Source organism: Pedobacter frigidisoli, from assembly GCF_032678525.1.
In the GTDB taxonomy this organism is placed as follows: Bacteria; Bacteroidota; Bacteroidia; order Sphingobacteriales; family Sphingobacteriaceae; genus Pedobacter; species Pedobacter frigidisoli_A.
Window position 1 is genome coordinate 455,153 of record NZ_JAVTSE010000003.1, and the last position, 22,717, is coordinate 477,869.

Here is a 22,717-nt window from a genome sequence, read left to right on the forward strand (position 1 = left end):
CGATACAGCTTCCTGCCCCGAGACCGATTCCACCGGACCAAAAAAGCAACCAAGAAGTAAAGCCTTACTTAAAAAGCCCCACAAGATCTTCCATTTCCTGATTGATACGTAAAAAGTTGCTGCGCAGAATCTGTTCCTTTCTGCCACCAAAGTCATAAAAGACCGGCAGTTCCTGATACCCTTTCTCTTCATCCGAAATTTCTTTTAGATTCAAATTAACCCTGCAGTTCACGGCTGAAGTTTCAAATTTCCCGGTGTATTCGCCTTGCGCATCCGCGGCAATGATGCCCACCATTTCTCCGGCACCAAGCGATGCGATCTTACCAGCTGGAATGAGCACATCCAGTTTTTCATTGATCGAAACTGACACCTTACTTCTGTCTATGGACAAACTTTCTCCTCGCTGTTTGCTTTTTCCAAAAATCCGCTCGAGCCAGTCTAAAGTTTCCTTATTCCGAACCGAACCCGAAAGCACATTCCCTACTACCGCCGTGATTGTTGTCGCCGTATCTTTCCCATATTGCTGCTTGAACTGCGGTAACTCCTGCAAACCCATCAGCACCGCAACCTTGTTGGACCTTGCCGTAGCAATCAGGTTTTCAACCCGGTGCACAAATAATGTCGGCACTTCATCCAGGATCAGCGCGGATGGTAAGTTTCCCTTAGTATTGATCAACCGCGTCAGCCTGTTTAGCACGACCGAATAACAGGCCGAATTGATGTTCTGGGTATTGGGATCATTGGCCAATACCAATATCGATGGTTTGTTCTGATCTGAAATCTTGAGCTCAAAATCATCACCAGAGAAAACCCAGTAAGTTTCTTTTGTGGCCATCCTGGAAATAAAGATTTTAAGCGTTCCCACCTGTCCCTCCAGCTGATCAAAAGCCTTGGCTGTGAAAGCAGAAATAAAAGGAGAAAGCAGCGAAACCAGTTCCGGCTCAGAAAAAAGCGTATTAAAAATTTCTTCATAACTCCTGTTTAAAAAAGACAAGATATGCGGCAGTGAAGAATACTTCCCCTTATCGTGACGGCTGAGAAAATAGATCGCAGAGGCTAGAAAGTTAATGGCTGATTGGGTAAAAAAGGCATCACTTCCACTGGCCTTATCCCCTTTTTTCAATGCTTCCACTAATGCTTCCGCAGTCTCAGAAGCATCGGCCAGCGTTCGGATATAATCTGCCCGTAGCGGATTAATTCGCCTGCTTTTCTCCACCTCATTTAAATTGATCACATGAAAAGCAACCGCTTTCAGTTTTCCAGCACGTTTACCCAGCAGGTAATGGTAATAGGCAATCTTACCCAGATCCGGATGCTTGAAATCATAGAGACAGATCGTAAATCCTTTAGCAATCAGTTGCCTGATAAATGGATTCACCACCGAAAAACTCTTCCCTGATCCCGGGGTTCCAATCAGTAGCGTTGCACGGAATGGATTAACCAGATTAATCCAGCCTTTTCTCACCTTGCGCTTAAAATAAAACAGCATGGGGATATTGACTGAATAGGGCGTTTCTACTTTGCTGACCTGCTGCATAAAGCTCTCCCCTTCGATATTCCATTGATCCTTTCCCAATCCAGATTTCAGCAGCTTTGAAATATTGTCCATTGAAAGACCAATGAGTATCGCCCCAAATAAAGAAGCGCACATGTATAACAACTCATGCCACCGGGTGTAGCTAAAGACCACTGCGGAAGTAAGCCCGAAAATATACAGGCTCCCGAAATACAGCAAAAGGCCAGCGGCCAGCGGATACACGATACTTTTTTTCGGGTCCAGTTCCGGGGATTTCTTAGCCAGCGTACCAATACTGACCAGACAAATCAGCACCAGTATCAACAGTTTGGAATAAATCAGCTGCTGGTAGACTGGTATGGCTGAAATGCGAACAATCGCCACTCGGAATAAACCCCAGAATGGTGCATCGATATAGATAAATACCGCAAACTCTGTAAACAGAAAGAAGTAAATCAGGCACTGCATAAACCCATGTAGTTTCTGAATTTCCCTGGTTTCTTCCATAAGACAACATTTTAACCTGAAAAATTAATACACAATCACATCTGCATCCAGTATATCGCTATAGCGAATGGGAAAGCTGATACTTCTCCCGGATATTTGTTTTTCATTCAGCTGTACCTTGAAAACTTTATTACCCGGAAAGGTGAACTTTTTGAACACGAAAACATTCCTGTAAAGCCGCTTAAAAGATGTGTTATCAAATAGCGAGAGTTCCGGAAGTATAGGCACAGACTGCGAATTAGTGGCCTTGGTGATCTTTTTATCTTCCAGTGAAAAACTGAGCTGATCAATATCATAACCAATATGACTCTTATTGTAAAAGCTCAGGTCTATAAAGATGTAATCGCCAAGCGTGGACACCTTATTTAGCCGGGCTTTAATTCCATAGCGGTCTTCCCGCGTTTGAAAGATTCCCTTTCGTGACTTCAACAGATCGTGCGCCAGGCTTTTAAGTTCCTGCTCTCCAAACTTTTCCTCCTGGCTGCCCAAGGGCTTCCAATCTGATAAACCAATCCTGATATTTGGCCGAAAGACGCTATCAGGAAAGGAATGATTATAAATCAACCGGAACTGGGTAAATCCCTCAGCGCCGGCCAGGGTAAGAATACCATCCCCATAAGCGATGCTTACGCTATCCGCGAGATCAATGCGAACCAAGCCATCAGCAGGTTGCTCCAAACTGACCCCGGAGATAGAACTATTGAAATAGCTGATCCGCTTACCTAAAAGCAGATGAACTGAGGCTGACTTTTTTAAAAAAATCACCGGCAGATCTTTAAAAACTGCAGACGAGCCTTGCGAAAATACCCTCGAAATATATAGACAGCACAAAGCTGTCAGAAAAATTATCTTTTTCATCACTAATATTTAATAAAATCATAAATGAACTATTGCATCCCAGCGGTATCAATCAGCAGTACATGGGTACTATATTTGATTTTCGCCCTGTTTTTTTTGATCAGCCCTGAGATGGCTGAGGATGTCGACTGGAAGAGGCGATCTACCGTACTCATCAGAAACTGCTGTCCTGAAGCGGAAGATACCGATACGCCTTGTATGGATTCACCACCAATATTCTTAGAAAATTCCCTGAAAAATGAGGCAGGCACATACAGGCCTGCTAATCCATCCAGGTCATAGATTTCGAGTTTAACAGGTAATATCTTGCCAGCATAATATACTGAGGAAATAGAAAGCCTGATCCGCTGATCAGAAAAACCAACTACCATAGCATAAAGAAAACTACCACCAGGCACCAATACTTCCCCCACCTGCATATCTTCCAGCAAGCGGATACGAATGCGTGATCCGGCTAATGCCGTAACATCCTGATCGATGAGCGCCTTAATCTGCAAAGAAGTTTTATCTGATCCATACCCTGAAGGTTTGACACGGAGTGAATTTCGGTCAGCCGATTCCTGTAGCTTTTTTAAGCGCAGTGACTCCAACTGTTTTCTATGCTCTTCCTGAAAAGCAGGATCATTTTGTTTACTTATACTATCCATATAAGACATCTGCTTTCGAAAAACATCCATAGGGTCTGCAGCTACTTGAACAGAGAGCCGATCTTTTTGCTCCACCCGATCAACAGACTTCCTGGCCGAAGCCAGATCGGCGAGCGCTTTAGCCATCTGCTTATCCTGGTCACTCATCACCGAAGCATGATCACTTGATCGGCTCAGAGGCGATTGTCTTCCAACAGATGCAGATACCCTTGCATAACCTGTAGCAGGGTCATTTCTGATCCGATATCCACTGTTACCCGGTTTCAAGGATATAGCAATGGAATCCAGACTCCTCTTTTCGGCATCTGAATAACCCGAACGCAAAACCGTATCACGGATCACTTCTTCTGAAATGGGATTAATACCGGAATAGCCATCACTGGCCTTATATCGGTCCCGGTAAGCATCTAGCTTTCCGGATAATCCCCGATCCCGGACCTGATCCGAGATATCCGCAATCTGTCCGTTCATCCCATCAGCAGGAACTTCCGTGCTTTCCTTGGCTGAGCTGTTACTGTACACATAAAAAAACAGGCACAAAAACGGCAAGGCCAACAGCGGCAAAATATACCGGGGCTGTTTAAAATTGATTTTCATACAATAAGAATTAAAGAATAAGAAAATAAGATTAAGCACTAAGACGCTAGCGCTCCAGGGTTTTCAGTGCCTGCAAGAGCCAGAGTGAATCCTGTGGACTGAGATGATCCTTAGCCAGTAGAGTGTCAATCTGTTTACTGAGCAGGACATTCTCCCGCATCTTTTCCGCTGTAGCAGAAATTCCCTGCAACCCCTTATAAAGACCATCACCGCTCAAATCTGAAACAGAAACCGAATCCAATACCCTGGAGCTACCATTTTTTTCTTTTACCACAAAGACGTCCTTTGCTAAAACCAAAAGCGAGATGACAATCGACGATACCATGACCGCAAACAACTTTCGTGGATGATGTACCATCAATGATCTGCACTCCGTTAAACATCCATTCCAGATCGGTCCTAATGCCTCATTGACCTCTGATAAAAACCGTTTATCAGCGAGCCTAAAGTGAATTTTTCTGAACATTTTCGAGATCTTTATTTTCCAGAATTTTCCACTGGGTAATCAATACCCCATGGGGATTATTTTCACTGCGGGGCATATCCCGCAAAGTGCCTTCAGTGATCAGCGAGCGCACCACCGTCGCACTGCGCCTGTCAATGCGCTGCTTCCCATAAAACCTGAAATAGCGCTTTGGTACATCCAGAAATATCGAATCGGTTTGCAAGGTCAGCACCGAAGAAGAAGAAAGTACCGAGCTGAAATAACCCTTTTCTTTCAGGTCATTATATTGCCTCGCGCCAGACTCATCCACCAGGTACATCGCCTTTTTCATCTGGTATTCAATAAAACGGTCATCCGGCGTGAGGGAGAAAAACAGGGAATGAAAAAGATCAACATCCGCACGGTATTCCGCAGGCCGGTTGAGCTGGACATCAGTTTGCTTGGCCAGCATCGGTACATGGTTATCGAGAATGTAAATGCTTCGCCTGGCCGAACTCACCTGCCGGTAAGCAAAGAATGATACTCCGATAGCAATCAGTACCGAAGCCGCCAGACTCCCCATTGAGACCAAAGTAGCCAGACGAATCTTGGCCTCTATATTTTTGATGATCATAATAAAAAAGTAAAAGGTTAGAAATCAACATAGAATAGCTTAAAAGAAACTGCCACCGGCTTTCTTCGCCACTCCCATTACGGTCTGCGAACCCCTGCCAAAATTAGAAGCAGCGGAACTAATGCCAGAAGTCGAAATGATCCAGGTAGAAATGGTTGGTACAGTAAACATACATACCGCGCCAATCACAAAACTCAAAATCACCGTTCCAAAGGAAAGTACGCCATTTCCGGCAAACCAGGCCATTTTCTCCAGATTCGCTGCCGAGCCATCCTCCCCGATGAGTTCCTTGTAGCGATTGATTTCAACAGTCATCGCATATTTCTGCATCAAAGCGACCAGGTACATCACCAGATAGCCAATACCTACATAAAGATTAACTGAAATATAGCGGGCAATCCAGGTAGACATCGAATCCCGGAAAGAAGGCAGGATGCTCGCAGCCACAGCAAAAGGGCCAAGAATAATCAGGATGGATGAATACAGGATCTGGATCATAAAAAGTACATAAACCGCAATCCTCAATATCCATATCCCGAGCAACTCTAAAAGCTGTGTGAGTAATAACTGCATCCCGATTTTTAAGCGGTTCTTAAGCTCAATCACCGGACTCACCACCGTAGACATGCCTTCTTTGATAGTGGAAGTCACAGAATCCCAAGCCTTTCCAGCCCAGGTATCAGATTCTTTTTCCGCCAGTTCCGTCTCCGCTTCAAAACTATAAAGCGAATTGGCTACCTTTTGCATATAATCTGCCCGAACCAGCCTCAAAGCATTCACGTTACTTTGCTCCGAGGAAAACATCTCTTCAGTTTTCAGCGCTACCAGCTCTGTTGGAAACGCGATCATTTTAACAAAACCGCCCCACCACATGATCACCATCACCAGACCAAAGGGCCTGAGTAGCGGCATAATCTCCAGTTTTTTATCACCAGAGATCATATCATAACTCCTGATCGCAAAGAAAATAATCATAAAGATCGCGGCCAAGGCCTTGGCGTCCGTAATAAACAGGTCAAAGTGCGTCCAGATCGATTCCCGAAGACCCTTCAGGAATACCATCATCCCTTCCTCATACACCCCGTTTCCCTGCAAAAATTCAAACGCACTTTTATTGTCTGGCTGCTGGGCAACGGCTGAAACCGCTCCCCCCAGCATGATGAGCAGCAGCAAAATAAATTTCAATTGTTTCATCATTTAAAAGATTAAGGATTAAAATTTCCGTTCCGACAGCACCTTTTTGGCCACTTCCACATCCGAGCTGGAAACCGGAACGCCCGGATTACTTCCCGAACCTACTTTTAATTTCGCTGCCGATAACCGCATCATTTTTTCAGCGGTCGCCCGTTTGGAAGACCAGATACCCTGAATTTTTCTAAACTCTAAAAGCAGCCGCTGATAAGATACTATCCTTGATCCCCGGTCCTGATTAGTTCTGCGGCTACCTTCCAGCCGCTCAGCAAGCAAAGCAACCTGATCATTATACCAGCCATAACTTCCCTCACTAATCAGTTTAGCCTTGACCGCTGGCGGCAGCCCACCCAAAACATCAACCCTTTCAGGATCAGTGACCGGCCTGAACTGAGCAGAATAGTACAGCAGCCAAAGCGGATCCGCATCAGAAAACAATCCTGCATGAGCGCTGATCTGATCAAGCGCCACATTGCGGATGGTATCGCTACCAAGCTCCATTTGCTTATCCGAAGACTGCATCCCTGCCTCCAATCCCAGACGAAGGGTTTCATGACCAGAAAGTGAAAGCGGCCTTAAATCAGTTTTAGGGTAATTGGGATGTAAACCCCAGGTCAGCCAGTAATAAGGATTAAGCCCGAGAAAACCCGAGGTCGGCGTAAACTTACTCCTGTCCCAGGATTTAAAGACCATGCGTTCTTGCTGGTTGATCATACTTTCATCCCGAATCTTAGTCTGCCCGAATGCGCATGAAAACAAAACCAACACCCCAATACCCAACAGCAGCGAATGCCGAACACATCCGATATACAACCCATTAATACAATACTTTTTCATCTCTTTAAATATTTAGCTTTTAATAAAATATCCTCTACCATCCGTTTATCTGCATTGATAAAGCTGGCAAAGGGATTGATCGTTCTGATGACCCCGCGTTGACCCGTCCAGTACATCGCCCTCCAGGCACCATAACACAACCCTGAAATGATGTGCAGTTCATCACTAATCCTTTTCATCAGCTCATCCCTGGCATTATAATCCATCAGTACATTCTCGCCCTGCTTCAATACAAAACCGCTCACCTCCGTAATCAGCCGTCCCGACCGCAGTGCCACTTCCCTTGCCATATCCACAGCGAAAAGCAGCAGATAAGGCTCCTTTTTACCCATTTCCATCATTGAACTCGAATAGACCAAAATCTGATCACATACCCTATACATATTGCCAAGCATTAATCCATTACGAAGTGCACCGTTAACATTTAACAGACCAGAATAAATCATCTCCTGTGCCGCAACCACTGAACTGGCATTCAGGTTAATATGATTCAGGCTGGTCTCAATTTTTTCTAGATAACTTTGATGACTGAGCGAAGCTGAAGTCCTGACAAAGGCATTTTCGGTAACAATGGCATAATGCCCCGCATCATATACGATGCGCTGGGCAAAGACCGCATGTGGACCAATGCAGGATAATCCAAATAGAGCCCCAAGACGAAAGCAATATGACAACTTAAACCCAAAAATTCTCCAAATACCCATCATAAGCCCAGCGCTTTAGCATTCTTTAAAATATCCTCCACCACGCTTTTATCAGTACTGATGTAATCTGCAAAGGGATTGACCTGAGTAAGTATAGAAGAAAGCTTAGCCTGATTCAGCAGCCGAACCAGCCCCGCCGACAAACCGGCAATCACTTGCAACTCTGCAATCACGTGATCAAATAACATCTTTCGGTCCGAGATTTTCATCTGGTTTAACGCTCCATAACTTAACACCAGTCCCAGCAGGTATCCTGATAAATCCTTTGCCCTAAGCACAAACTCCACTTCCGTCTGGTAAACCAAAGGCAATAGCAGCGGATCCCCAACAGCTGCATCATAAAGCCTGGACTGATCAGCGATAATCTGGGTAACCATCGGCGATGCATTCAAGCCCACTTCAGCAGCAGAAACTGCCATTCCCAGAAATGAAAACCTGCTATTCAATAGCCGGTAAGCATCCTTTAGCTTAAAGAGCAGCGTCTTATTGACCTGCTCATTTACTGTATTCTGGGCCTGGCGGTTCCTTGCCGTCTGCTGCCGCTCATTTTCGGATTTGGAATCCGCCACCAGCTGGTGGATCCCCGCGATATTGAGTGCCTTTCTTTGGGCATACACCGCACCAGAAAAAACGAAACACAAAACACATAAAACACAACCAATCAAAACACTATTATTTTTCATATCTATTATCGCTTTAAGTATTTAGCCTCCGTGATCACGCTATTAGCGATACGTACATCCATATTGATCCAACTTGCCCAGGGGTTTAGCGAAGCAAAAATCCCCTTCATCTTTGCCCAGTACATTGCCCGCTGCATGCCATAAGCAATGCCTCGAAGGATCCTCATTTCGCTTGCAATATGATTAAGCAGCCTGGATCGCTCCCCGGCATCCAGCAGATTATCCCTGCCACCTTTCAGCACAAATCCCCCGACTTCCGCCGAAAGCTTGACCGCACGAAGCTTAAATTCTCTAGCTCCCTCTTCGGCAAAAAGCAATAGCAGCGGATTGGCCTTCGCCAGGCTGACCGACTTTTCTACATCGCCAGCAATATCAATTCCGATGTCCGCAATCTCCTGAACTGAAAACAGGTTATTCATTACCGCGCTTACTTCAGATAAACCCCTGTAAATCCTGTCCTGCAAATCATTAACAATCACCAGCTGCCCGGTCACCGCGAGCTGACCCTTGGCAATCAGCGATAACCGTTCATTACCTTTGTCCAGCTGATTATTGATCACCGAAGCATGCACCGCAATCGCGCCGGAGGTTGCCGGGTCAACATAAAGTGTCTGCGCAGATGCCCGGAAAATAAAAAAGCCTGACAGCAGCACCATCAGGCTGAAGGGCAAAACAGCCCTCACCAAAAACCTTTTCATATCCATTATTTTAAATCAACAAAACAATAACTCACTAATTAGAAAAACTATTCCCGCTATTCACCAAAGCCACAAAACTGCCCAGGTCTTTTCCCGAAGAAAGGAAATCCGCAATGAAGCGTTTAATCGCCTCCTCATACGAGCCAAACCTGGATCGGTAAAGTTCCACGGCCCTTTTCTCTGGTTTTTCGGTGGTATAGCACAGGTACTGCGCCAGCGATACCTCCACTCCATACACTTCCCCAACTGATCCCCTTCTGATATACACTTCCTTAAAAGGACCACGGCCTGCCTGGTTATCCAGCTGATTGATCGAAAAGATCTTTCTGCGCTCCACCTCACTGATGGAAAGCAGCGCCGCGATATCCGCATAATTATCCCTGAACTTTCGCTGATCCAGCAGACAGACCGTATCCGAGTTGGAGATAATGCTGTCTTTCACAATCGCGTTCCCAACAATGTCTCCAAGTTCCTGCGTCACGACAATCACTTCCCCCCAGAATTTGCGAACGGTTTTAAAAAGAAACAGGATATAATCGGCCATCAGTGGAGAAGCCAGGCTTTTCCACGCTTCCTCCAGGATGAGTGATTTACGGAAGGCATTACGGAACCGCATTTTCTGGATAAAAACATCCATGATAATCAGCGTCACGATCGGGAAAAGCACCTTATGGTTTCTGATTGAATCAATCTCAAAGACAATCATCCGCTCAGTGAGTAGCGAAGCATCCGCGTCCTCATTCAGGATCTGCGAGAACTCACCTCCGACATAGAACTTCTTCAATACATACCGAAACTCATCGATATCAAAACTGATCTTCTCCTCTGCCTTGATTTCCGGAATCCGAACCAATGCGAACTCATAGAATGAATCAAAGCCTAACTTAAACCCACCAACTTTAAGCCTTTCAAAACCAATTGAATAATAACCACTAATCACAGCAGCGATCACATCCTTTTCCACCTGAGTCGCTGCCCCGTCCGCACCCTTCCAGATGAGACAAATCAGGGTTGCCAAGAAATCCTTTTTTTCAATATTGTATTCTGCTTCTGAAATGGAGAAGGGATTCATCGTGATTGGCGACTGCTCTGAATAGGTCAGGTATTTTCCACCAAAATAAGCGCAAAGCCCAGAATAACTGTGCCCTGTATCCACGATCACCACATCCATATCATAGCGCAGATACTGCTCAATCAGCGCATTCATAAAAAAGGACTTTCCAGATCCCGATGGCCCCAGCACAAACTTGTTGCGGTTATTAATCCTGCCCGTTTTCATCGGCAGATCCAAGGGATCCATGGCCAGCGGGATACCCTGCCGGTCAGTGAAACGAACCAGAAAAGACGAATTTTCATCCCTTGGCAGCGATTCCTTAAAACACAGACACAATGCCGCTTCAGCAGTAGTCAGAAACCAATCGTATTTTTTGAGTTCTGCGGAATTCCCAGGAAGCACCGTTCTAAAAAGCTCCATCTGGTTGTAAGCATTTGCCGAAGGGATAATCCCAATCTGAAAAAGCGCCGATTCCAGAAAATTACAGGCCCTGGAAAGTTTCGCTTTATCCGCACAAACCAACACATTAAAATGCGCATGCACCAGTAACCGGTTATCCCTGGCCACATCATCCAGCAGCAAAGAAATATCTTCTACGCAGATCAGGTTTGCCGGATCAGGGATACCGGAATGGCGTTTTCGCTTGAGTTCTAAACCCCGCAAAAGCGAAGGTTGCGCAGGCACTTCAATCACCTGGTTAAAGACCATCACCGAAAAATCAGGCACCTGGAACAAAAACTGCAAAAGATCTGCCGGAAAGCCAGATAAAGCGTCACCACCGGAAAGAACGCCCGAAGTGGAAAGCGAAGTAGGCAAATTGATCTGATCGATATCAATAAGCGAAACTGACCTAAATGAACGCTTCCCAATACCCACCTCGCTATCTCCAGGATTGAAATTATCCAGCACTATATTCGCCTCCGCAAAATTCAGACCCAGCATACGCATCACATAACGGTTGATTTCTTTTTCACGAAGCAATACCGGCAAACATCCCGCCTGCTCCAATACCCCCATTACTTTCGCCACCATCAGCTTGAAATCCCGCCGCACCGCTGGGTCATGGACATAAAACCTGCCCCGGGGCACCTGCCTGGTCAATACCAGAACCGTTTCCAGTCCAATATATTCCCTGCCGGAAAAATGAGCAGAATACGCTTCATTCAGAAACCCACTACCAACCTGCTGATCATGGTATGGTGCTTTGAAGAACACATCCTGTTTCTGCAAAACATAACCTTCACCGAGCATTTTCAAAATCCCCAGAAACAGCGAATGAAAACCGTCATACCCAGCAGCGTCCCCACTATAACGCAATACCGGGTTCACCATCCGGATCAATACCGAAAACTCCCCGTTCAATCCATACAGCAGGTCCATATCTGCGGATAAGTCAATCCCTAAATAAGGAACCCTGAATTCATTTTGCTTTTGCATGCCTGTTTAATTTAGATAGTTGATTGACCGGATGAAACACACCTCTGGAAAAGGCCTTATGATGAAGTCCCTTTTTCTGCCGGGCACCGATATAAAAAAAGCCCGCAATGATAATTCCGGCCATCACTACCGCCCCGAGATACATATTGATGATCGCCATCGTCAAAGCACCAATGACTAGTGCACCGAGCAGCAAGCCCACTCCCCAATAGATAAACTTTCCCTTGAAGCCCTTATAGACCATCGGCTTTTGCAGTCCCTTATACACCGGAAACGACTTCGCCATACTATAAACCGAAAAAGGCTTTGACAATCAGTGAACTTAAGACCAGGAACAAACACGATCCTCCCCAGCCCATTAGCTCCTTATTGATATCCTGATCGCCACTGTTCCACTTTGAGTACACCCTGATCCCGCCAACAATCCCTACAATCCCGCCAATCACCAGCGCGATATTCGTCGCCGGATCGACATAGGTTTTCAGCGTTGAAGTCGCCGTATTCAATCCCGTTACCCCGCTTTGCGCAAACAGATCACCAAAAACAAAAGTCAATACCAATAGGCTGCACAGCCTCCATACATTCATCTTTTTCATAACCAAAAAAATTTAAGTTCAACCCATCCCCAATAGTAAACCAGGGAATAAAAAAACCGCATCAGCGGCACCAATTAACAATTAACAGCCAACAAAAAAGGCAAACAACCTATAAAATCAAATCGGAGACTTAACCAAAAAAACTAAAGTCCAAAAAAGCCGGCGACTAGTAGCCCCATCACCAGCACAAAAAGCGAAGAGAAAAACCAGGCCGGCACATCCACACTCACATCCCTGCCCATTTGCCACTTATGAAAGACACTGACTGCGCCGGCTATTGCGATCAAACCCGCAAGTACGAATGACAGGTCGCGAAAAGAAAAAAATGAGCCGTGCAGAAAACTCTCGGCCTGCTGCAGCTCCGCCATCCCGTCCTGCAGGACCAGCATAAACTGCAAAGGCATGGCCACCAAAAAATACCAAAGACATTCCATAACCCTTACATTAATTACGATTAATATTTAACCCTGCCTGTAAACTCGATACTTTCTGATCGCGCCAGTTCAAAGAGCTGCTTTAAGTTCACCCCGGCAGAAGAATAAATGGGGGACTCCACAACCGGTGTATCCTCTTCATCAATAAAATAATCGATCTCCTGACCATCCTCCACCCTCACCGGAAGCAAATCCTCCCCATCCGTATCCACTTTCACTGCAACCAATACCTCATCAGTATACCCCACCGTCCGACCGCCTTTTAGCAAATCAAAACCAATATTGCCAGAATAATAACAAAAGTAGATGCCCAGCACCCACATTAAAAAACTGATCCAACTCATCATTCAAAATTTTCAAGAGATTCCTTAATAAAACTTTTAATCTCGGGATGCTTTTCAAAAAGATAAACAATCGAAAAGGCAATCACCCTGTTCATATCCAGACCAGCAGCCAGCTTTAGCCTGCCCAGAAGCTGAACCGTCCGGGCATCCAACCTGGGATGTAGCAAATGCTTCTGATCGCTGCAGTCAAAGTCCCGCATCCGCGAAATAATCTCCAACGATTTCTTAGCCTTAGCAGAAACCAGATCCCCCTTAACGCCACTTAAATTCTCATCTCCATCACCCGCTACCGGATCCTTATTTGAAGGAATCACTTCTCCCGTACCAATACTCTTTCTGAGCTCATCAGCCAGAGATTTCATTTGTGTTTTCATATCTATCCATTTAAAAATTAACAAACTTAAGCAGGTCTAACCTCCAGATAGCGGTCATAGACCTTTTCAAAAACTGGTAAGATCAGCGGAAAGATCATCAGTGGCGTCTGAAAAGTATTGGTCCGTTGGAAATCAATCCGGTCGGCTATTGCAGCCGAAATCTCACCAAACTTAGATAGTTGCAATTCCACCTCACTCTGCGTTTCATATTTCACATTCCCCTTGATCCTGTTCGGCACAAAGACCAGCGGCGCATCAGGATTGATCTTGCGAAATACTACCGAAAAAAGAATCGTAGAATCAAAACTCAGCTCATCATAAGAAAACGGACATAGGGTTAGTTCAGCGGAAGAAAACACCGGCAGTAACCCATCATCATCCAGTTTACCCGGCAGATCAATGATTACGATATGGTCAGGCTTTGCACTCAGCACAGTATACATCGAAGGGAAATGTTCCAGCCCCGCAGCGATCACTTCATATGGCGCCTCATTTTCAAGCACTTTTCCCTTCTCATATTTCTGGGCCAGCGATTGCTGATAATCCATGTCAATCACCGTTACTTTTCTTTTTTTGACCATTGTTAAAAAATTGGCCAACAGCAGCGTGAGCGTACTTTTCCCCGCACCGCCCTTCTGGTTTCCTATTATTATAAGCATATCCTGAAATTTTTATTATCTAACTTTACCTCAACTCTTTCTTTTTCTGGCCCTGTTGCGGCCCAGAATCGCCTCATCATCGATATCATCCTTTAAATCCAATGGCGCCAGATAATCTACAACAGGTTCAGCCGCCACAGCCTCATTCGCATATTCAGCATCAACAGAGTGGTAAGCATTCTCATTAACCTGCCTGGAAAGATCAAGCGAACCCAATCCTTCCAAAGACTTCTGCTCAGCTGACTCCACTGAACCTCCAACCGAAAGCATCTCCTTTAACGCCAACACCTCGGAGCCTTTAAAAACCTGCCCGTCAGCATGATCGATTATCGTATAGCCATAAGGAAGCTTCCCTTCAGAATTATGAAAAACAATTTCAATCCCAAGCTTTTTTAATGCAAAGCCTGCGAAATCCGAAGCATAATGAAGCGAGCCAGAACGGTAATCAGAAACAGGTACCGGAACAAGACGGGCTGAATGAGCCGGAAGGTATTTAAGAAAGAGTTGTTTTAACTGCGCGGCCCGCCGCTTATCCAGAGCAGAAAGCCGAGCATCAATAGAAGTCAGCTCTACACGCCCGAGCACTTTGCCAAAGCGAAAAAGCTCCAGCTTTCCATCAGCCTCCCGCAACCCATAACCCTTCTTTTCAAGTAACAATTTAAACTGGGCAGCGGTTGAAAAACGAAAAGCAAGCGCAGCTTCTATGTCCTTCTTACAGACTAAATCTGCATCAATCCCTTGCAAAACATTCAATGCCGCCACCGCCCTGATCCGCTCAAACCCAGAAGAAATCTTTCTCCCGTCCCTGTCCACCCTGCAGGAAACCAAATGCACATGGTGATGATCCGTGTCCCCGTGAAAGACAACCAGGTAAGGATTCTTCCCATAGCCCATCTTTTCCATCCAGCGTTCCGCCAGTACTGAAAGATCCTCCACAGATACCGATTTGCCATCAGCAGAAATCACTGCATGAAACTGCGGCTTTGATATTCTTTTATTTCCTGCTGCCAGCAATTTGAAATAATTGATATAATCCTGAGGCCGCAAATCAGAAAGATGATCCAAGGCACCAAAGTTCCTGGCCACCATCAACTGCCCCGTACCACGATATACCTTGTCGGTATTGTACCGGACAGCCGTAAAACTAGCCGAAGAGCTAAGTATCTTGATAATCATATCAAAGGAGATTTAGCTATTGACAGCGCATGATAGGATGCTCATCAGATAATTCATTACAGACATAGCAAATGAGCCAGATACCCAGATATCAGCCTAGCAAATGATTAAGCAACCTAAATCACAATAGAGCAGCAGTGCTAATGATTAACATCGCAAAATAGTCAGCTAATCTGCTACACAACAAACAAGCTAACTTGTTAACATGCTCATCACATCTCTGGCGAACAACAGGACAAGCTCATTTGATCTCAAATTAACCAGCTCCCTATATAGCCAAACACAAAAGTAGCAAGCTACTTAGTTACCTACTGAATTAGCTACCAAGCATCCTGATAAGCTTTCTCATCAATCGGTCCAGGTCCATCTTAATCTCGTTGTATTTTCGAAGTTCCAGCAGCAACCTGTCCACCACCACAGCAGAAAGTAATCCATCCCGGTTTAAGATATTGGCATACCTGGAGAGCTGATTAATATTATTTCCCGCCCTGGAAAGCTCCAGGCCAACAGCATCTAAGCTATTCATGACTGCTTTTGAATCCAGCAATATTTTTTCGCCCTCAGAAAGCAATTTCTTTCTGATCAGTTCTGCTTTTCTCATCCCTGAGGATTTCTCCATTTGCAAGATCAGATCAAACTCTTCCTGGGTAAACCGTACATCTATTTTCTTTTCCCGTTTACCGCAATCCAATACTGGCCTACCCATAATTTCAAATGCTAACCTGTTAAAACAACCTCTACAACTTATTCACCAATCAAAAAAGGAAACGAGTTGCGAGTTTCCTTCACCCTTTATCCCGAGCGGATCCCGCGAAGAGATAAAGGCAAGATTCTTTTTGTCCGACAAAAAGACATCTTGCCAATAAAAAAAAAAACAACACCTCACCCATATTAAGCAGTCCTTCACATTAATAGAAAATACAAAGACCGAACCCTGAACTAGCCAAGAAATCAAGGCACAAAAAAAGGGGCCTTTCGGCCCCTCCCACCTTAACCAAAACACAAACGAACCATGCGTTTAAAAAGGTAATCCGGAATTACTCACGTCAGTCCATACAGACCGGGCCCTCGCCTGCCCCTGTGCTTTCGCCATATTGAAATGATCTCAGCTTCACAGGATTTTCCGCTCCTCGCAGAATAATGCTTCATCCCCTAATGTCAAAGATCTTCAGATCTTGAGCTATCAGCTTAAACTGATATTCCAATAGATCGCTATGAAACTAGCAGCAAAACCAGCTATCTAAGTTTCATTGAGACAAACCTATTAAGGAAAGAAAGGGAATGAAATTTTTGGACTGAATTGGGCTATATTGGACGCCTGATGAGCTAAACATGAGCCAAACGGGCTCGATTCAAAACCTGGTGCCTTTGCTTATGCCTGGTAACCGAAACCCCAACCCTCGAGCCACATCTTGCGCTACAGCACTGAAAATTAGACAACATGCTACAAAATTTCCTGTTTTAGTAAATGATCTTTAGAGATTCCTTAATCTGTATTATCTAGTATCATATACAACAAAAGTAATATCACGTCCAAAGAACAAATGGGAGAATAATCAAAAAGCTATTACTAAATTTATAGTATTATTTACATCAAATGGCAAAACAAAGGCATCACTACATTTCTAATTTTCTGTGCAAGCACTTTAGTGCAGACAACATATCCTTTTACAGGCACGATAACAAAGATGGAAAGATCATACCGATATCAACCAAGGATGGGTATGTACAAAAGCACCTGTACAGGCTCAGGAAAAAAGACGGCACCTATGATGACCGTATGGAAGATATCTTTAGCGACTATTATGAGAAACCAGCATCAATCGCGATAGCCAGCCTGATTGAACGCCTGAAAAGAGGAACTGTTGAGACGCTTCTGACAACAAAGGAATTCCTGGCTATTCTCAATTTCTGTATTCTCTCGCACATCCGGACGCCAAATAAATTAAATGAGATATATCTTTCTCAGGTCAGGTTGATTCTGACGATTACCTATATGGAACTCAAACTGCATAACATTCCATTGGATATAGACTTTTCGGTAAACCTGAACCGTGAAATGATTTTCCTTGAAACGATAAAGTCAATACCTGCCATCACGAAAAAACTCTTCAACCTCTCTATCCATGTTTTCTATCACCGCTCGGATCAACATTATTTTGTGCTGCCAGACCAACCTGTCGCACTGTACCCGAATGACGATCGTGAATTTGGATCCAAAAACCTCCAGATATATTTCCCGGTCAGCAGTTCCATCCTCATCAGATTTGAAAGAGGTCCACATACCGATACCCTGACAGAACTTAGAGCCGATCAGATTGATGAATTCAACCAAATGGCTTGCAGCAGACATTACAGGTACATTGCCTGTGAAAATAAGGAATATCTGGAGAATTTCGTCAGAAATACTAAATTGACCAGTGAACCTGTACAGTCAGATGAAAGTTTGGAACAAGACAAAAAAGATATTATTGAGCAGGTTATCCATACCCTGGACAATACTGCAAGTACCAGCACGATTCTGGTCAACAGCAGACATGGTGTACAGCTGGCAAAAACTTTACCATTTACCAAATCAGGCATAAAAAAATTCTGGAAACAATTACTAAAAAAAATCTGGAAATAAAATGTCTTTGATGATCCTGAAACCAGGCATACTTGCCGCAGCTATGATAACAGTGGAAATCACAGCCGCACTTTCCATCACTTCAATACATGAGCGTGAATTCCTGCACACACATACACCAAACCCAAATTACCTTAGATCGACACTACCTTAAACCACAGCCGCTAAGAGAACCTGCCCGCAAGAATCTCCTCAATCTTTGCATCTTTCATTGAAATATCCTTCTGACACGTCAATTGATAATGCAGACCTGCTAGTGGCCAATATTCCGGATTCATTGACTGCAATAAAAAAAGGGTGTATTCATAATGATCCTTTCCATCAGGATTTATGGCAATCCACCTGTCATAATACACTTTTGCCTGCCTAAAATCATTTAAATCACTTTCATAAATGCGGGCCAGCTGTATGATGACGACTTTATTTTCGGGGTCAAGCGCCAGACCTTTTTCAAACAATAGCTTCGCCCGCCCGATCTCCTCAAGCTTATACCTCACCAGCAATCCATAATTCTGATAGGCCGTGGCGGTGGGCTCAAGTTCAATGGAAATTTCGAAAAGACTTGCAGCCGTATCAAAATCCCCGAAATCCTTATATCCCAAGTTTGATAAAGAATTTGATGATAACTACACAGAAGATGTCAATTAATCGATATTTCCTGTGGCATTAAATCTGGCTGGCAGGGTTTCTACGTCCGGGAGTTGGTCAGTTTTGAAAATTGGCATTCGCAGATCCCTACACGCTGTCAGAATAGAACTAACCCGTGCATCAAAGTCTGATCGCTGAATTTTGACATCTGCAATAACCGAGATGCTATGGTATTTTACGTCCAGTTCATTGTTAGTCTGTTTTTTATATAATGTATCTATCTCATCGATAATTTTCAATACCGAACTTCCAGAAGATATTACATCGGTCACAATGATTATATCCTTATAGCTATCCTGAGCCAACCGTTGGAGGAGAATATGCATCAGATCATCATTCTCATCGGACACTGACCTACTGCTTAAACAACAAATTTCGCTCCCAACCCTCAAACTGATATGAGTTCCAATCATTGCTCCATAAAAATCTACCCCAAGCATCATTGTTTTTGAAGAATCCTTGATCATTAAATTGATCTGTTCAACTGATTTATCAATTAATGTATTGAAGATTTGCTGGTTTTCAAAAATCCTGTTGATGGAAACCCAGGAAAAAGAACTTGTTTCAGGGGAGGTAACAAACCTACCAATTTTATATAGTTTCTCAATCCTGACCCTATCAAGAATTGCTTTTTGCAACGGCTCGCCCAAAATATTGGTTTTGGAAACTACATTTTGCGGGCTAGCCTTGACTTTTACTGATATTTCCCGTAATTCCGATTGTTCATATAACCAGTTTCCTGCCCCGGGATCATAATCATACGCTATTGGCTTATAATTAAAAGTCGAAACCTGAAGCGGTTTGTCTTCGCTAAAGTCAATTATACGAGCTTGGGTTTCAATATAGAAAGACTTGGATGCACCTCCCTTTATGGAATGTCTTTTAGTGTAGTCACCTCCAAAAACACCTGTCATTATAAACGCCCTGTTCTCGGTTTTAAAAGCATCAGGAATATGCCCATCACCACAGATGAATATTGTTTCCCCATGGGGCCTGAGATTACCTAGCCTATGCTGAAGATTATAGCCATCCCTCCAGACATGATCCTTTGCCCATCCCTCTACCTCTGCGGAATATTTTGCCATGGGAAAGTTAATTACCGGATAGTGGGTCACTACGACCAAATCCTTAGATTGAACCGCAAATTCCCTTGTCATGGATATAATAGCATCCATTTCAGCGAGACTCAAGTTTATGGGCTGATTTTTATCCAATTCGGTAAGTGCATTGTCTACGATCAAAACCTGAACGTTCTTCTTATTACTCAAGAATAACTTGGCCCTTTTACATTCCTTCAAAAGGGCGCCGGGTACAAAATCCTTGGCAAAATCATCGAATGGACTAAACTTTTCTTCAATTGTACCAGGAACCTTCATTTTAAAATCATGATTACCCAAACAAACCGCAACATCTGTTTTGCTTAGGTTTGCTTTTTCAACGACATATTTCATGACTGCAGAGGCGTGAGGGAAGTTTTCGACTTTCCCCATATTTACAAAATCGCCGCTATTGATAATCAAATCGATATCATTGAGGTTATGCTCAGTAATCTTGTAAAACAGATTGTCAATAAATTCTTTATAATAGCCTGTCCGCAGATTTTCATTGTCATTGTCTGGGGAATCAATATGGAAATCGGTAATATGAAGTATACGCATTATGAGAGTGTAAATTTAGCTGATGGATGAACTGATTTAAGAGACACTAAACTATGAAGGTCAAATGCTGATGAGAAAACCTCAGGATCAACATAGGATCCTATAACAATAGCGGTATTTAGCTCAGAGCTTGAAATCCCAGCATATGTCTGGGCAATCTTGATTTCTGTCCCCCCAATACAAAAATCACCCAAATAGATATAGCTGAATTGTTTCAGATTCTCCAAACCATCCAAAATATCCAGATCATGTACCCGGTGTTTAGGTCCCAGATGGTCAATAGTTGTCAGGGGAACACTGATCAGAAGTGAAACAACGGAGGCAAATGGTGCAGAACGCAGATTGACTGAAAGAAGCCTGACTTCTTTGTTATTCATTACGATCTTATTTTCTTTTATCAAGCTCCGCAGTTGATCCGCCATTTCCAGGCAAATCCAATAAAAAGCGGTCTGTCCTGAAATAAGTTTAGAAGCATCAAAGATCCCCGTTGCCAGGACTGGAGTAGATTGCAAAAACCTCGGATGATCGAAAGACACATAGCAGCTTTTGATATATCCTGAGATTTTTTGCTTCCTGAATATTTTGGCCGCCCCCTGAATTCCCTCACCAGATAGACCGTTATCATTTAATATCTTATAACAAAGTCCATTATCATTTCTCTCCCCTTTCAGAGGTTTTTGATAATGCTCATTGATTGCTTTATCTATGGTACTGTCTATCAGTTCATAATTGATAAATATTATCTGTCGTCCCTCAGATTGAAAACCTTTCATCAATGACTCAAGTGCTCGATCAGCAACATCAAGGACATTGCGAAAATCGATAACCATAGGTAAATCCGTGCTCACAGTTCGGTAAATCTTCATCAGCTTATCGCAGGCATTCTGGCTCAGGTTTGTTGGGCTGCTCAAACCAGATGTCAACCAGATAATCCCATCTGCTGATGCATAAACCCATTCTGGGTGAATTAAATATGGCTCAATCATAATGGAATCTCAAAAGTTATTCTAGTACCAACAAGTATGTTATTGTGCTTGCGCCAGTAACCTTTGTCTAATTCTGTCTTATCTACTTTCTGCGATGCATCGGAAAGAAAATCCTTGGCTTCAGGTAGTTGACTCAAATCATCTAGGTAGTCAAATTTGCTCTTTGCCCTAGACCAATTTGACTTCTGCCACCTGATCTCAGCATCGAAGCTGGACATATTGACCCAGCCCTCGTTGAAGTTCATATCTACAAAAGACAAATTATCCTCATAATTCAACACCTCCTCGATAGCCAACCTTAATCCATGTTCCTTTTTCTGCATCAGAGCACTAATCACCAAGCCCTGAGCATTATCAATACCGTTCACTTCCTCACCAAAGGTCTTCATAATTGATTTTCTTACCCCTATTCCTCCATCACTCACCGAAACCGTTATGAGCCTGCTGCTTCTTTGAAGCCCCACCACAGCTATATCCTGGCCGTGGACCAGCGCATTTACGATAAGTTCAATAGTACTATTGGTAATTGTATTAATTAGCCCCTGTGGAAAGCCATTTAAAATTGATGAACAACGCAATGCGAAATTAGGAGCGATCTTTTGCTTCAGTCCACTTTTATAGTGCAGTAGATCATCATTAGCTAGTATATTACTGATACTCATCGATTTTCCATCGGAAAAGTAAATAATCTTGGTATCAGGATTGGTATTACCTGAGCGAAATCCTCCGACCATTCTTTTATCCCAATAAAAGATATCGAGCTTCTCCGAGATTGCAAAAAAATCAATATCGGTCAGGAATGCCAGAATGTTTGGGTCCCAGGTTAAAATGAGTCCAATAGGCTTTCCGGTTGCCTCTCTTATTTTTTTGCCCGTACTGATAAAGGCTGTGAGCGCTGAAATATTAATTTTTTGATAAATTAAATTTCTAAGATCAAATTTGATTTCAGTAAAATTACCATGGATAAAACGGTTTCTAACATCAGTCATTGCTGATCCCAGAAAAGTATAAAGGCTGTTTAAACTGTTCAGTGATCCTACTTTAATAATAAATTCGTCCATAGTTATGTCTAGCTTCCGTACTTAAATATATTGATGCAAAATAATTGATAAAACGAAAGATTAATGAGCCGGGCTGAAAACATTTGCATCCCAATCATTTCAAATTCCGTAAAACCAGAGTTTACTTTCAGGAAAGCCTGAGAAAAACACTGTTCTTGGCTAATTAAATAGGGATTATTGTTCATAGATGAGAAACGTTACGACCAAATATAAAATTATTATGCAACAAAACATATCTTTTATGCTTCTTTTGACATCTTCATTTTATGAAAGCTATTCCCAAAACGTTTCAGCCGACAGATTGCCTGCCAATTTCTCATATCCTCCCTCTGTGCTTACTTTCCTCGTACTCAACCAAAAGATCACTT

Annotated in this window: 24 protein-coding genes; 1 reads left to right on the forward strand and 23 read right to left on the reverse strand. The window is 43.6% G+C overall.

Annotation, left to right across the window (positions count from 1 at the left end):
- Nucleotides 1–64 precede the first annotated feature (64 nt).
- From R2Q80_RS11040 to R2Q80_RS11130, 19 genes are all read right to left on the reverse strand, one after another.
- Nucleotides 65–2,023 carry a type IV secretory system conjugative DNA transfer family protein gene (locus R2Q80_RS11040; protein WP_316799660.1) on the reverse strand — a complete coding sequence of 653 codons (1,959 nt, stop codon included), beginning with the start codon at nucleotides 2,021–2,023 and terminating at the stop codon, nucleotides 65–67.
- Nucleotides 2,024–2,047: 24 nt separating this feature from the next.
- On the reverse strand, nucleotides 2,048–2,881 hold the full coding sequence (locus R2Q80_RS11045) for a DUF4138 domain-containing protein (protein WP_316799661.1): 834 nt from the start codon (nucleotides 2,879–2,881) through the stop codon (nucleotides 2,048–2,050).
- Between the two features lie 29 nt (nucleotides 2,882–2,910).
- Entirely contained in the window at nucleotides 2,911–4,125 is a 1,215-nt protein-coding gene (gene traM / locus R2Q80_RS11050) for a conjugative transposon protein TraM (RefSeq protein ID WP_316799662.1), read from the reverse strand.
- A gap of 46 nt (nucleotides 4,126–4,171) precedes the next feature.
- On the reverse strand, nucleotides 4,172–4,450 hold the full coding sequence (locus R2Q80_RS11055; RefSeq protein WP_316799663.1) for a hypothetical protein: 279 nt from the start codon (nucleotides 4,448–4,450) through the stop codon (nucleotides 4,172–4,174).
- 118 nt (nucleotides 4,451–4,568) lie between these two features.
- Nucleotides 4,569–5,183 carry a conjugative transposon protein TraK gene (gene traK, locus R2Q80_RS11060; protein WP_316799664.1) on the reverse strand — a complete coding sequence of 205 codons (615 nt, stop codon included), beginning with the start codon at nucleotides 5,181–5,183 and terminating at the stop codon, nucleotides 4,569–4,571.
- A 39-nt stretch (nucleotides 5,184–5,222) separates the two neighbouring features.
- The gene (locus R2Q80_RS11065; RefSeq protein ID WP_316799665.1) at nucleotides 5,223–6,380 is read right to left on the reverse strand and encodes a plasmid transfer protein; all 1,158 of its coding nucleotides are present in this window, start codon (nucleotides 6,378–6,380) and stop codon (nucleotides 5,223–5,225) included.
- 15 nt (nucleotides 6,381–6,395) lie between these two features.
- Nucleotides 6,396–7,211: a hypothetical protein gene (locus tag R2Q80_RS11070; RefSeq protein ID WP_316799666.1), complete on the reverse strand. Its 816-nt coding sequence runs from the start codon at nucleotides 7,209–7,211 to the stop codon at nucleotides 6,396–6,398.
- On the reverse strand, nucleotides 7,208–7,918 hold the full coding sequence (locus R2Q80_RS11075) for a hypothetical protein (RefSeq protein ID WP_316799667.1): 711 nt from the start codon (nucleotides 7,916–7,918) through the stop codon (nucleotides 7,208–7,210). The genes R2Q80_RS11070 and R2Q80_RS11075 overlap by 4 nt, the downstream gene beginning before the upstream one ends.
- Complete coding sequence (locus tag R2Q80_RS11080; RefSeq protein ID WP_316799668.1) at nucleotides 7,915–8,598, reverse strand: hypothetical protein; 684 nt, start codon at nucleotides 8,596–8,598, stop codon at nucleotides 7,915–7,917. Before R2Q80_RS11080 ends, R2Q80_RS11075 begins: the two co-directional genes overlap by 4 nt.
- A 5-nt stretch (nucleotides 8,599–8,603) precedes the next feature.
- Nucleotides 8,604–9,296 carry a hypothetical protein gene (locus R2Q80_RS11085; protein ID WP_316799669.1) on the reverse strand — a complete coding sequence of 231 codons (693 nt, stop codon included), beginning with the start codon at nucleotides 9,294–9,296 and terminating at the stop codon, nucleotides 8,604–8,606.
- Nucleotides 9,297–9,330: 34 nt separating this feature from the next.
- Complete coding sequence (locus R2Q80_RS11090) at nucleotides 9,331–11,787, reverse strand: TraG family conjugative transposon ATPase (protein ID WP_316799670.1); 2,457 nt, start codon at nucleotides 11,785–11,787, stop codon at nucleotides 9,331–9,333.
- On the reverse strand, nucleotides 11,771–12,073 hold the full coding sequence (locus R2Q80_RS11095) for a plasmid transfer protein (RefSeq protein ID WP_316799671.1): 303 nt from the start codon (nucleotides 12,071–12,073) through the stop codon (nucleotides 11,771–11,773). The genes R2Q80_RS11090 and R2Q80_RS11095 overlap by 17 nt, the downstream gene beginning before the upstream one ends.
- A 1-nt stretch (nucleotide 12,074) precedes the next feature.
- On the reverse strand, nucleotides 12,075–12,374 hold the full coding sequence (locus tag R2Q80_RS11100) for a DUF4134 domain-containing protein (RefSeq protein WP_394373204.1): 300 nt from the start codon (nucleotides 12,372–12,374) through the stop codon (nucleotides 12,075–12,077).
- A gap of 152 nt (nucleotides 12,375–12,526) precedes the next feature.
- Nucleotides 12,527–12,817 (reverse strand): DUF4134 family protein, encoded by a 291-nt coding sequence (locus R2Q80_RS11105; RefSeq protein WP_316799673.1) that lies wholly within the window; start codon nucleotides 12,815–12,817, stop codon nucleotides 12,527–12,529.
- Nucleotides 12,818–12,837: 20 nt separating this feature from the next.
- Complete coding sequence (locus R2Q80_RS11110) at nucleotides 12,838–13,164, reverse strand: hypothetical protein (protein WP_316799674.1); 327 nt, start codon at nucleotides 13,162–13,164, stop codon at nucleotides 12,838–12,840.
- Nucleotides 13,161–13,535 carry a hypothetical protein gene (locus R2Q80_RS11115; protein WP_316799675.1) on the reverse strand — a complete coding sequence of 125 codons (375 nt, stop codon included), beginning with the start codon at nucleotides 13,533–13,535 and terminating at the stop codon, nucleotides 13,161–13,163. The genes R2Q80_RS11110 and R2Q80_RS11115 overlap by 4 nt, the downstream gene beginning before the upstream one ends.
- 26 nt (nucleotides 13,536–13,561) lie before the next feature.
- Entirely contained in the window at nucleotides 13,562–14,194 is a 633-nt protein-coding gene (locus tag R2Q80_RS11120; RefSeq protein WP_316799676.1) for a ParA family protein, read from the reverse strand.
- A gap of 30 nt (nucleotides 14,195–14,224) precedes the next feature.
- Complete coding sequence (locus R2Q80_RS11125; RefSeq protein ID WP_316799677.1) at nucleotides 14,225–15,370, reverse strand: relaxase/mobilization nuclease domain-containing protein; 1,146 nt, start codon at nucleotides 15,368–15,370, stop codon at nucleotides 14,225–14,227.
- A gap of 316 nt (nucleotides 15,371–15,686) precedes the next feature.
- On the reverse strand, nucleotides 15,687–16,076 hold the full coding sequence (locus R2Q80_RS11130; RefSeq protein WP_316799678.1) for a plasmid mobilization protein: 390 nt from the start codon (nucleotides 16,074–16,076) through the stop codon (nucleotides 15,687–15,689).
- A gap of 891 nt (nucleotides 16,077–16,967) precedes the next feature.
- Here R2Q80_RS11130 and R2Q80_RS11135 point away from each other — a divergent pair.
- Nucleotides 16,968–17,996 carry a DUF4238 domain-containing protein gene (locus tag R2Q80_RS11135; protein ID WP_316799679.1) on the forward strand — a complete coding sequence of 343 codons (1,029 nt, stop codon included), beginning with the start codon at nucleotides 16,968–16,970 and terminating at the stop codon, nucleotides 17,994–17,996.
- 164 nt (nucleotides 17,997–18,160) lie between these two features.
- On the opposite strand, the gene R2Q80_RS11140 is transcribed toward R2Q80_RS11135, so the two are convergent.
- Genes R2Q80_RS11140 through R2Q80_RS11155 form a run of 4 tightly spaced genes read right to left on the reverse strand, consistent with a single transcriptional unit; the run spans nucleotide 18,161 to nucleotide 22,349 of the window.
- The gene (locus R2Q80_RS11140; RefSeq protein WP_316799680.1) at nucleotides 18,161–18,598 is read right to left on the reverse strand and encodes a tetratricopeptide repeat protein; all 438 of its coding nucleotides are present in this window, start codon (nucleotides 18,596–18,598) and stop codon (nucleotides 18,161–18,163) included.
- Nucleotides 18,599–18,640: 42 nt separating this feature from the next.
- Entirely contained in the window at nucleotides 18,641–20,302 is a 1,662-nt protein-coding gene (locus tag R2Q80_RS11145; RefSeq protein WP_316799681.1) for a metallophosphoesterase, read from the reverse strand.
- A complete protein-coding gene (locus R2Q80_RS11150) occupies nucleotides 20,302–21,288 on the reverse strand; it encodes a hypothetical protein (RefSeq protein WP_316799682.1) in 987 nt (328 codons plus the stop codon). Before R2Q80_RS11150 ends, R2Q80_RS11145 begins: the two co-directional genes overlap by 1 nt.
- Nucleotides 21,285–22,349 carry a hypothetical protein gene (locus tag R2Q80_RS11155; RefSeq protein WP_316799683.1) on the reverse strand — a complete coding sequence of 355 codons (1,065 nt, stop codon included), beginning with the start codon at nucleotides 22,347–22,349 and terminating at the stop codon, nucleotides 21,285–21,287. Before R2Q80_RS11155 ends, R2Q80_RS11150 begins: the two co-directional genes overlap by 4 nt.
- Nucleotides 22,350–22,717 lie beyond the last annotated feature (368 nt).